The organism is Nocardia goodfellowii (assembly GCF_017875645.1).
Lineage (GTDB): Bacteria > Actinomycetota > Actinomycetes > Mycobacteriales > Mycobacteriaceae > Nocardia > Nocardia goodfellowii.
Map to the genome: position 1 here is coordinate 7,313,763 of NZ_JAGGMR010000001.1, position 11,565 is coordinate 7,325,327.

The window sequence follows — 11,565 nt, forward strand, 5'->3', positions numbered from 1 at the left end:
GCGGGCGGTGGCCTTCCGGAATCCGGTGGATGGGCGCCACCCGCAGGGATCGTCAGTGACGCCGGCGATGATCCCGATCGGCGTCGTCACGACCGCGTTCCTGCTGCTCCGAACGCGGATCCTGGACGAGTTCCTCACTCGGCAGGACATCGGACGCCTTGCCGAGGATGCCGCCGCTGGGATGCTCGCCGGTGCGACGCTCGATGAACTCCACGTCGCCCGGTTCACCGGTTTCGCGAACCACCGGCCGCACATCCCTCGCCGGGCCCTGGTCCTCGTGCACCACCGTGGTGACCCGTTCGGCCGACTTCTCCACGTATTTGTGCACCAGCACCGGCTTTTCGACGACAACCTCAACGATCTTTTCCACCGGCTTTTCGACGATCCGCTCGGCCAGCACGTCGACCGGCTTCTCGACGACTTTCTCGACGAGACGCGGGACCTGGACGGTCTTCTCGAGTACCTTCTCGACCGGCTTCTCGATGGTCTTTTCCACGATCTTGGGCCGCTCGACCACCTTTTCGACGACCTTGTCGACGGGGCGGTCGATGGTGCGCTCGATGATGTTCGGCTTCTCCACCATCCGCTCCACCACCTTGTCCACCGGACGGTCAACGGTCTTCTCGATGATGTTCGGCTGTTCCACAACCTTTTCCACCACCTGATCGACCTGACGGTTCACCGTCTTCTCGACCACGTTGGGATTGGTGACGACCTTCTCCACGACGTGGTCGACCTTCTTGTCGACCGTCTTCTCCACGACATTGGGATTGGTGACCACCTTCTCCACGATTTGGTCGACATCGCGGTTCACCGTCTTCTCGACGACGTTCGGGCTCGTGACAACGGTTTCCACCACCTGGTCGACGTCGCGGTTCACCGTCTTCTCGACGATGTTCGGGTTGGTGACCACCTTCTCGACCACCTGATCGACATCGCGGTTCACCGTCTTCTCCACCACGTTCGGGTTGGTGACCACCTTCTCCACCACCTGATCGACCTGACGATTCACCGTCTTCTCGACGATGTTGGGCTTCTCCACCATGCGCTCGACGACCTTGTCGACGGGACGCTCGACAGTGCGCTCGATGATGTTCGGCTTCTCCACCATCCGCTCCACCACCTTGTCCACCGGACGATCGATGGTCTTCTCGATGATGTTGGGCTTCTCCACCACCTTCTCGACCACCTTGTCCACCGGCCGCTCGACCGTCTTCTCGACAATGTTCGGCTTTTCCATCACCCGCTCGACCACCTTGTCCACCGGACGATCGACGGTGCGTTCGATGATGTTCGGCTTCTCCACCACCTTCTCGACCACCTTGTCCACCGGACGCTCGACCGTCTTCTCGACAATGTTCGGCTTCTCGACGACGCGCTCCACCACCTTGTCCACCGGACGGTCAACGGTCTTCTCGATGATGTTCGGCTTCTCGACTACTCGCTCCACCACCTGATCGACGTCGCGGTTCACCGTCTTCTCGATCACGTTCGGGTTGGTGACAACCTTCTCCACCACTTGATCGACCTGACGATTCACCGTCTTCTCGACGATGTTCGGGTGCGTGACGACCTTCTCCACGACGTGGTCGACCGGACGGTCGATGGTCTTCTCGATGATGTTGGGCTTGTCCACCATGCGCTCGACAACCTTGTCGACCGGGCGGTCAACGGTCCGCTCGACAATGTTGGGCTTCTCCACCACCTTCTCGACCACCTTGTCCACCGGACGGTCGATCGTCTTCTCGATGATGTTGGGCTTCTCCACCACCCGTTCGACAATGCGGTCGACGACCTTGTCGATGGTGCGCTCGATGATGTTCGGCTTCTCCACCACCTTCTCGACCACCTTGTCCACGGGACGGTCGACGACCTTCTCCACCACGTTCAGCTTCTCGACGACCTTCTGCACCATGCGCTCGACGGGCCGATCGATCACCTTCTCGATGATGTTCGGCTTCTCGACGAAACGTTCCACCACCTTGTCGACCGGGCGCTCGACCACCTTCTCGATAATGTGCGGCTTCTCCACAACGCGCTCGACGACCTTGTCCACCGGGCGCTCGACGGTCTTCTCGACGATGTTCGGCTTCTCGATCACGCTCTCCACGACACGGTCGACGACCTTCTCGACCGGCCGCTGCACGATGTTCTCGACCACGACCTCGCGCGGCACTTCGACGTTCTTGATCACCGGCTTCTCGACCATGAGCTCGACGGTCTTGGTCACCGGCTTCTCCACCGTCTTGTAGACGATGCGCTCCACCGGGACCTCGATGATCTTTTCGACTACCTTCTCGACCGGCTTCTCCACCACTCGCTCGATGATCTTCTCGACCGGCTTCTCGACGACCCGCTCCACGAACTTCTGCACGGGCACCTCGACGACCTGGTCGACCACGTTGACAACGGGCTTCTCCACCCGGCGCTCGATGGTGACCGGTTTGTCGACCACGTTGTCCTTGATGTCGACCATCAGCTTCTCCACCAGTCGCTGCACCTCGACCGGGCGGTTCTGCACGTTGTCGACGACGTTGACCACCAGCTTCTCGACCAGGCGCTGCACCTCGACGGGCTTATTCGAAATCTTGTCGACGATGCTGACCACCGGCTGTTCGATGTGCCGCTCCAGCCGGATCGGCTTGTCGGTGACCTGGTCGGTCATCGTGACGGTCGGCTTCTCGATGTGGCGGGTGATGCTGACCGGCTTGTCGATGACCTTGTCGGTCACCGTCACCACCGGCTTCTCGATCCGGCGACCCACCGTCACCGGCTTGTCGATGACCTGGTCCTGCACGGTGACCACGGGCTTCTCGATCCGGCGACCCACGGTCGTCGGCTTGTCGACCACCTGATCGGTCACCGTCACGTTCGGCTTCTCGATCCGCCGTGGCACCGAAACCGGCTTGTTCACCACCTGATCGGTGACGGTGACGACCGGCTTCTCGATCCGGCGGGTGGCGGTCATCGGCTTGTCGACAACCTGGTCCTGTACCGAAACGCGCGGCTGCTCGGTCGTGCGGGTCACCTTGACCGGCTTCTCGATCACCTGATCGGTCACGGTGACGATCGGCTTCTCGATCCGGCGCGTCAGCGAAACCGGCTTGTCCACAACTTGATCGGTCACGGTGACGACCGGCTTCTCGATCCGGCGGCCGACCGTCATCGGCTTGTCCACGACCTGGTCCTGCACGGAAACGCGCGGCTTCTCGATATTGCGGAGCACGTTGACCGGCTTGTCCACCACCTGATCGGTGACCGTCACGACCGGCTTCTCGATCCGGCGGCCGACCGTCATCGGCTTGTCCACCACCTGATCGGTCACCGTCACGACCGGCTTCTCGATCCGGCGCGACAGCGAAACCGGTTTGTCCACCACCTGATCGGTGACCGTCACGATCGGCTTCTCGATCCGCCGACCGACCGTCATCGGCTTGTCCACCACCTGGTCGGTCACCGTCACGATCGGCTTCTCGATCCGGCGCGACAGCGAAATCGGTTTGTCCACCACCTGATCGGTGACGGTCACCCGCGGGCGCTCGGTCGTGCGAGTCACCTTGACCGGCTTGTCGATGACCTCATCGGTCACCGTGACGCGCGGCCGCTCAGTGGTGCGCGTGACCCGCACGGGCTTGTCGATCACCTGGTCGGTGACGGTCACCCGCGGCTTCTCGATGGTGCGCGTCAGGTTCACCGGGCGGTCGATCACCTTGTCCGTCACCGTCACGACCGGCTTCTCGGTCGTCCGGGTCACGTTGACCGGCTTGTCGATCACCTTGTCCGTCACCGTGACCACGGGCTTCTCGGTCGTGCGCGTCACGGTGACCGGCTTGTCGACGACCCGATCGGTCACCTTCACCACGGGCTTCTCGACCCGGCGGGTAACCGAGACCGGCTTGTCCACCACCTGATCGGTCACGGTGACGTTCGGCTTCTCCACCACCCGGCTGACCTTGACCGGCTTGTCGCGGACCTCATCGGTCACGGTGACCACGGGGCGCTCCACCATGCGGGATACACGGGCCGGCTTGTCCACGATCTGATCGACGGTGTCGACGACCAACCGTTCGATCACCCGCTCCATCTGCACCGGCTTGTCGATGACCTGCTCCACCGGGTGCTCGACCAATCGCTCCACGGTGTAGGGACGGTCCACCACCTTGTCGGCTACATGCACGGGTTCCTCGAGCGGCTTACGGTCTTGTCTGTTGGCCATGATGCCTCCATTGATCAGTGTGTCCCGGCCTCTACCCGTAGCTCCCCTGGCGGGCATTCGAGAAAATAGCGAAATACTGGCTACGCACTTGGCCATTCAAACACAGACATGATCTTTGTCTAGGAAACGTTTTGGCCACCATTACGCAACCGAATGTTGTGTCGTGCTTCTCGAATCACACATAGTGCTCTCGAATTCGGTGGGAGCAGACCATTTCCGGAAAACAGGGCGTACACCATTCAGTGTCTACACAAACGAAAAAGCGAGGTCGACCGGGCTAAATTCCGAAAAGTCCGATTCTGCAGGACGATCGCGAATTACAGAGATGCAATTACCGGTGGCGGAGTTTAGCGCGACCCAGACGATTAGTCGACGGAATTACACCTACGCAATTCCAGCCGTTTCTAGGACAGAGAGCACAAGGAAAAGGACCGTCACCCAAGCCAACTCAGGGTTCCCGAAGCCGACCACAGCTGCTAGCGTTCGGTCTCGAAATGAGACTGTCCGGGCGCTGCCCCGGAATGAGCAGAGGGGTGGGCCCATGACCGGCCACGACCAGCCCGCGACGCCGAGCGACTACACCGCGCTGGCCCGGATTCTCGACAATCGCTGGACCTGCCGGCAGTTCCGGCCCGACCCGGTGCCGCGCGCCACGATCGAACAACTGCTGCGCCTGGCCCAGCGCTCCCCGTCCTGGTGCAATACCCAGCCCTGGCAGGTGGTGGTGACCGAGGGCGAAAGCACCGACCGATTCCGCAAGGAACTGCTCGAGCACATCCGGACCGCCGGTGCCGAACCGGACTTCGAGTTCCCCGCGCAGTACACCGGCGTGTACCGGGACCGCCGGAAAGCCTGCGGGCTACAGCTGTACGAGAGCGTCGGTGTGGTCAAGGGCGACCAAGCGGGGACGATGCGACAGATGGTGCGCAACTTCGAACTCTTCGACGCACCGCACGTCGCGATCATCACCACCGCCGACGACCTCGGCGTCTACGGCGCGGTCGACTGCGGGCTCTACCTCGGCAACTTCCTGCTCGCCGCGCAGGCGCTGGGGCTCGGGGCCGCCCCGCAAGCCGCCCTCGCGACCTACGCACCGTTCCTGCGCGACCACTTCGACCTTCCGGCGGGGCGCAAAGTGGTCGCGGGCATCTCCTTCGGCTATCCCGACCCCGAGCATCCGGTCAACGGATTCCGCACTGCCCGTGCCGAACTGGCGGAAGTCGTCACCTGGCGATGAGACCCGGGCCCGGCTCGGGGCTGACATCGCGTGCGGCGAGTTCGTCTCCGCAACAATCACATTCGAGACGAGTCCGCGCTTCGCCAGTGCAGTCGCGATGCCGGTAGCGCACCGGCGGCCCCTCGGGCGCCAGGTAGGTGTCGCCCCAATCCCGGATGGCCATCAGGATCGGGTAGATGTCGTGGCCCTTCGGCGTCAGCCGGTACTCCTCGTAGGCGCCGACGGCCGCCTTCTGCTTCACCAGGATGCCGTGCTCGAGCAGCCGATCCAGCCGATCCTGCAGCCGGCCCCGGGAAATGCCGAGCGCGCTGTGAAAAGCGTTGAAGCGCCGGACACCGGCGAAGGCGTACTTCAGGATCAGCAACGTCCAACGGTCGCCCAAGATCACCAGCGGCCGTGTGATCGAGCACGGCTCGTCGGCAAGTTCTTCGTAGCGCACGCAGACGATGCTACCCAGCGCGACGAGGCGTGTTGACCGCGCGAAACAAAGGGGCCCCTGGCAATGCCAGGGGCCCAGCCGTGCACGCGGTGCTACAGCGGGATGTTCTTGTGGTGGCTCTTGCGCGCGGGCGCGGCGGCCAGCGCGGCGGCGATGACACTGCGGGTCCGGGCCGGGTCGATGACCTCGTCCACCACCCCGATCGCGATGGCGCGGTCGACGCCGCCGGCGATCTGTTCGTGCTCGGCGGTCAGGCGCTCGTGCAGTGCCTCGCGCTCGTCCTCCGGCGCGGCGGCCAGCGCCTTCTTGTGCAGGATGCCGACCGCGGCCTTGGCGCCCATGACGGCGACCTCGGATCCGGGCCAGGCATACACCGCGGTCGCGCCCAGCGAACGGGCGTTCATCGCGATGTAGGCGCCGCCGTAGATCTTGCGGGTCACCAAGGTGACGCGCGGGACCCGGGCTTCGGCGAAAGCGTGCAGCAGCTTCGCGCCGCGGCGCACCACGCCCTCCCATTCCTGGCCGACACCGGGCAGGTAACCCGGAACGTCGGTGACGACGACCAGCGGAATACCGAAGGCATCGCACAGACGCACGAAACGCGCTGCCTTCTCGGCACTTTCGGAATTCAGGCAGCCGCCGAGCCGGATCGGATTGTTGGCCAGGACACCGACGGTGCGGCCACCGAGGCGACCGAGACCGGTGACCATGCTGCGCGCGTAACCGCCCTGCAGTTCCTCGAAGGAGCTCTCACCATCGACGTTGTCGAGCAGTTCGTGAATGATCGGCTTCACGTCGTAGGCGCGCTTGGCCGACTCCGGCATCATCGCCTTGAGGTCGATGTCGCCGTGCGCGGCCGCGGTCAGGTCGAATTCGCCCTGCTCGGCGAACATCGACACCAGGCGGCGGGCGCGATGCATGGCATCGGACTCGTCGTCGGCCACGATGTGGGTGACGCCGGACTTCTTGCCGTGCGTCTCCGGACCACCGAGGGTGACCATGTCGACGTTCTCGCCGGTCACCGAACGCACCACGTCGGGCCCGGTGACGAAGATCCGGCCCTCGGGCGCCATGATCACGATGTCGGTCAGCGCGGGGCCGTAGGCGGCGCCGCCGGCGGCGAAGCCGACCACGACGGAAATCTGCGGTACCAGGCCGGACGCGCGAACCATGGCCTCGAAGACCAGGCCGACCGCGTGCAGGGCCTCGACGCCCTCGGCCAGGCGAGCCCCGCCGGAATGCCAGATGCCGACCACGGGAACGCCGGAATCGATGGCGGTGTCGATCGCGTCGACGATGTGCTTGCAGCCCTCCACACCCATCGCGCCACCCATCACGGTCGCGTCCGAGCAGTAGGCCACGGTGCGGACACCGTCGACCTCACCGATCGCCGCGAGCACGCCGGACTTGTCGCGCGGATGGAGCGGAAGGACCGTGCCAGGATCGAAGAACCGCTGCAGCCGGCCCAGCGGATCGCGCGGGTCGGCGGCGGTGTCCGGTTGCAACGCGGGCGCCATGATCGTCATCGCGTTTTCTCCTAAGTGATGAATGCGCCGCTACCGCGGCTGCGTATGGCGATCCCCGGTGGGTTCGAGCAGTTTCGTGCTCGGCCCCACCGGGGATCGTTGTATATGCAGTCGTGGCTAGGCGCGACCGAAGGCGAGCGCGACATTGTGCCCACCGAAACCGAAGGAGTTGTTGATCGCGTATTCGATTTCCTGGCGCCGGGCTTCCCCGTGCACCACATCGAGATCGATCTCCGGATCCTGGTTCTCCAGGTTCAGGGTCGGCGGAACGATGCCGTCCCGGATCGCGAGCACGGTGAGCACGGACTCGAGTGCGCCGACGGCGCCGATCGAGTGGCCCAGTGCCGACTTCGGCGCGTAAACCGACGCGTGGTTGCCCACGGCCTTGTTGATCGCGTTCGCCTCGGCGGTATCGCCGATCGGCGTCGCGGTCGCGTGCGCGTTGACGTGGGTGATGTCCTTCTTGGTCAGACCAGCGGTCTGCATCGCCCGGGTCATCGCGCGCGCTGCTCCGTCGCCCGACGGATCGGGAGCGACGAGATGGAAACCATCGGAAGTGATACCCGCACCGAGCAAGCGCGCGTGGATGGTGGCTCCACGGGCCTTGGCGCTTTCCTCGGTCTCGACGACCATGAGCGCACCGGCCTCACCGAACACGAACCCGTCGCGATCCCGGTCGAACGGACGCGAGGCGCCCTTCGGGTCGTCGTTGCGGGTGCTCATCGCGCGCATCATGCTGAACGCCGCGATCGGAATCGAGTCGATGTAACCCTCGACGCCGCCGGTGACAACCATGTCCGCGTCACCCATGACGATCATGCGCCATGCGTTGGCGATGGCCTCGGAGCCGGACGAGCATGCCGAGACCGGAGTGACCACTCCTGCCCGGGCCTTCAGTTCGAGACCGACCACGGCCGACGGGCCGTTCGGCATGACCATCTGAACAGCCAGCGGCGAAATCTTGCGGTAGCCACCGGTTTTCAGCTTGTCGACCGAATCGATGAGGGCATCGCCGCCACCGAGTCCGGTACCGATAGCCACACCCAGCCGCTCCGGATCGACCTCCGGGGAGCCCGCGTTGCGCCAGACCTCACGGCCGAGCACCAGCGCGAGCCGCTCGACATACGCCATGCGACGGATCTCGACTCGTTCGAGCAGGGTGTCCGGGTTGACCTTCAGGTGTCCGCCGATGCGGACCGGAAGGCCGTATTCCTCGACGAAGGAATCCTCGAGAACGTCGATGCCGCTCTCGCCGTTGAGGAGTCCCTTCCACGTCGCATCGACGTCACCCGCGATCGACGTGGTCGCCGCCAGGCTGGTGACGACGACGTTGGGGAAATTCCCGTTCAAGGTGGAAGGAGTGGTCACTGTTTCGGCCCTACTCGGCGTCGAACTTGGCCTTGAGCTCCGCGGCGGCTTCGCTGTTCTCCGCCTCGAGCTTCTGGATGTAGTTGACGGCGTCGCCGACGGTCTTCAGGCTGGCCAGATCCTCGTCCGGGATCTTGACGCCGTACTTGTCCTCGGTCTGCACGGCGATCTCCACCATGGACAGCGAATCGATGTCCAGGTCATCGACGAAGGACTTCTCGATGGTCACCTCGGAGGGTTCGATACCCGTAACCTCTTCGATGATCTTGCCGAGTTCCTCGACGATTTGTTCCTGGGTCAGAGCGGCCACTTGGTGGCTCCCTTCTTGTTTTCTCTTGCAGGGCTCTTGGAGTGTTTCGTATCGAGTGCGGCATTGGTTAGCACCGACTCGGTCACAACTGTGTGCGAACACAGCCGCGGGAGGAAAGCTAACCGGAAGTGGTGAACCCGGCCAACGCGGGGAGGTCTTCGGGGGTTTTCAGGGCCAGCGTGGGCGTGCCCTTCAGTTCCCGCTTCGCGATGCCGACCAGCGTGCCCGCCGGCGGCAATTCCCACACCGCGGATACTCCTGCGGCGCGGACGGTTTGAGTGCACAGATCCCACCGGACGGGCCGGGTGACCTGCGCCGCGAGCTTATCGACCGCATCGCGGCCGGACGCGACCGGCTTGCCGTCGAAGTTCGACAGCAGCACCCGGACCGGCTCGTTGGGCACGATCTTGGCGATCGCCTCGGCCACCGCGTCCTGGGCCGGAGCCATGAACTCGGTGTGGAAAGCCCCCGCGACGGGCAGGGCGCGCACGCGCGCCTTCTCCGGCGGGTTGGCGGCCAGTTCGGCCAGGGCCTCGAGCTTGCCCGCCGCCACGATCTGGCCGGCCGCGTTGCGGTTGGCCGGGATCAGGTCGAGTTCGGCGAGCCGCTGGAGCACGGTGGCCTCGTCGCCACCGAGCACCGCCGACATGCCGGTCGGTTCGAGCGCGCACGCCTTGGCCATCGCCGCACCACGGATGGCGGCCAAGGTCACCGCTTCGTCGGCGGAGATGACTCCGGCGACCGCGGCGGCGGCGAGCTCGCCGACCGAATGTCCGGCGATGATGCTGTCGGCCGGAATCACGTCCGGCTCGATTCGGGAGAACGCCAGCAGCGCGGCGGCGACCACCAGCGGCTGGGTGACGGCGGTGTCGGTGATCTCCTCGGCCGTCGCGGTAGTGCCGAGACGGACCAGATCCAGGCCGGAGGCCATGGACCAGAGCGCGAGACGGTCGTTCGCGCCAGGAAGGTCGAGCCAAGGCGCGAGCATGCCGGGTGTCTGGGACCCCTGTCCAGGGGCGAACAAAGCGATCACGCCTCTAAGAAAACACTGTGTGGTGCCTCGCAAGAGATGTCGACGCGAATGAAGGTTTGAGAAGGCTTTTGTGGGGGTCCCACAAAAGCCCACGTGGGATGTCCCGATCGACCGGTCCCCCAATTGCGTTACAGGCCGTCTGGACCCACTGGTAGATGTGGGGCTTCCGGTGCGGAAGTTGACGGTTCGTTACGAGTTCGTGTCAATCGACCCACTGTTGCCGCGATCCGGAGCACGTAGGCATCACGGGGATTCATCGGATCGCGACCCGTGATCTCAGCGATCCGTTTGAGTCGGTAGCGAACCGTATTTGGATGGACGTACAGCTGACGGGCACACGTCTCGACCGCGCCACCACAATCCAGATAGGCATCGAGGGTGTCCGCGAGCGACGATCCTGCTGCGGCCAACGGGAGCACAAGATACTCGTTCAACGCGTCGATCGCAGCTCGATCGCCCAACAAGGCGCGTTCGGGCAACAATTCCGTCGCGTACACCGGACGAGGAGCGCCGCGCCAGCCGACAACAGCTTCCATTCCGGCCAGCGCCTCGACCGCCGAGGCATGCGCGGCGCCGAGCGTGCGCATCGTCGGGCCGATCACGACCGGCCCATCGGAGAACACCTCGGCCAGTAGATCGGCGAGGAAGGGCGAGGCGTAACCGTTCTCGCCGAGATGGCCGCTCACCACCATCACCAGGCGCGCGCCCTGCACCACGGCCAGCGCCGAGCGGCCGTGCCGGGCGGCGATGGTGTGCACCGAACCGACCATGCCGACGCCCTGATCCCCGGGCGGAGTGCCGACCAGCACCGTGGCGAACGCGGTGGCGTCCCAGTTCAACGTGGCGGCCCGCGACAGCATGTCGGGGCCCGTGTCGCCGCGCACCACCGCGTCGACGACGAGCGCTTCCAGACGGGTATCCCACGCGCCGCGCGATTCCGCGGCGCTGGCATACACCGAGGCGGCCGCGAAACCGAGCTCACGCCCGTATCGCAACACCGCCTCGGTCAACGCCACCAGCTGGCGGTCGTTACGCGCCAGCGCGGGCAGCCACTGCTCGAAGAACTCCATGGCCACCCGGACCATGTCCACGGTCTGGCGCAGCGTCAGCCGCCGCGCCAGATCCTGCGGAATCACCTGGAACGCATCCAGACTGAAGCGGATATCGCTCTCCGGATCCTGCAACCACTCCAGGAAGTTCACCACCGCGGTCTGCACCAGCATCTGGACGCCGGCCCGCTGGGCGGCGTCCAGATCGGCGAAGAACGGCAACCGATCCTGCATCGACCCGACCGCCTCGGTGGAGAGGCGCCCGGAGAACTGCTTCACGCGTTTGAGCAGCGTGTCCGGGAGCGGGTCGCGGTTTTGCCGGTTCGGGGAGAGCGCGCCCGTGGGCAGATACACCTCGTGCTCGGAAGAGCCTTCGGAGATCCTTCT

Annotated in this window: 8 protein-coding genes; 1 reads left to right on the forward strand and 7 read right to left on the reverse strand. The window is 64.7% G+C overall.

The window, feature by feature from the left end; all coding sequences use genetic code 11:
- Positions 1-52: 52 nt before the first annotated feature.
- Positions 53-4,216, reverse strand: a complete 4,164-nt coding sequence (locus BJ987_RS33900) for a ring-infected erythrocyte surface antigen domain-containing protein (RefSeq protein WP_209897118.1) — start codon at positions 4,214-4,216, stop codon at positions 53-55.
- A 541-nt stretch (positions 4,217-4,757) separates the two neighbouring features.
- Between BJ987_RS33900 and BJ987_RS33905 the strand changes: the two genes are divergently transcribed.
- Positions 4,758-5,453: a nitroreductase gene (locus BJ987_RS33905; protein WP_209897119.1), complete on the forward strand. Its 696-nt coding sequence runs from the start codon at positions 4,758-4,760 to the stop codon at positions 5,451-5,453.
- Here the strand turns inward: BJ987_RS33905 and BJ987_RS33910 are convergent.
- The 6 genes from BJ987_RS33910 to BJ987_RS33935 form a co-directional block, all read right to left on the reverse strand.
- Entirely contained in the window at positions 5,440-5,892 is a 453-nt protein-coding gene (locus BJ987_RS33910) for a winged helix-turn-helix transcriptional regulator (RefSeq protein WP_209897120.1), read from the reverse strand. The genes BJ987_RS33905 and BJ987_RS33910 overlap by 14 nt on opposite strands.
- 92 nt (positions 5,893-5,984) lie before the next feature.
- Positions 5,985-7,418 (reverse strand): acyl-CoA carboxylase subunit beta, encoded by a 1,434-nt coding sequence (locus tag BJ987_RS33915; RefSeq protein ID WP_209897121.1) that lies wholly within the window; start codon positions 7,416-7,418, stop codon positions 5,985-5,987.
- 117 nt (positions 7,419-7,535) lie between these two features.
- A complete protein-coding gene (locus BJ987_RS33920; protein WP_209897122.1) occupies positions 7,536-8,786 on the reverse strand; it encodes a KasA/KasB family beta-ketoacyl-ACP synthase in 1,251 nt (416 codons plus the stop codon).
- Positions 8,787-8,796: 10 nt separating this feature from the next.
- Entirely contained in the window at positions 8,797-9,096 is a 300-nt protein-coding gene (gene acpM / locus BJ987_RS33925; RefSeq protein WP_209897123.1) for a meromycolate extension acyl carrier protein AcpM, read from the reverse strand.
- Between the two features lie 118 nt (positions 9,097-9,214).
- Positions 9,215-10,129, reverse strand: coding sequence for an ACP S-malonyltransferase (locus tag BJ987_RS33930; protein WP_209897124.1), 915 nt, complete (start codon positions 10,127-10,129; stop codon positions 9,215-9,217).
- A 128-nt stretch (positions 10,130-10,257) separates the two neighbouring features.
- Positions 10,258-11,559, reverse strand: a complete 1,302-nt coding sequence (locus tag BJ987_RS33935) for a PucR family transcriptional regulator (protein ID WP_443677980.1) — start codon at positions 11,557-11,559, stop codon at positions 10,258-10,260.
- Between the last annotated feature and the right edge of the window lie 6 nt (positions 11,560-11,565).

Coding starts and splice junctions, on each gene's coding strand:
- BJ987_RS33900 (WP_209897118.1), bottom strand. CDS start 4,216: ATGGCCAACAGACAAGACCGTAAGCCGCTCGAGGAACCCGTGCATGTA.
- BJ987_RS33905 (WP_209897119.1), top strand. CDS start 4,758: ATGACCGGCCACGACCAGCCCGCGACGCCGAGCGACTACACCGCGCTG.
- BJ987_RS33915 (WP_209897121.1), bottom strand. CDS start 7,418: ATGACGATCATGGCGCCCGCGTTGCAACCGGACACCGCCGCCGACCCG.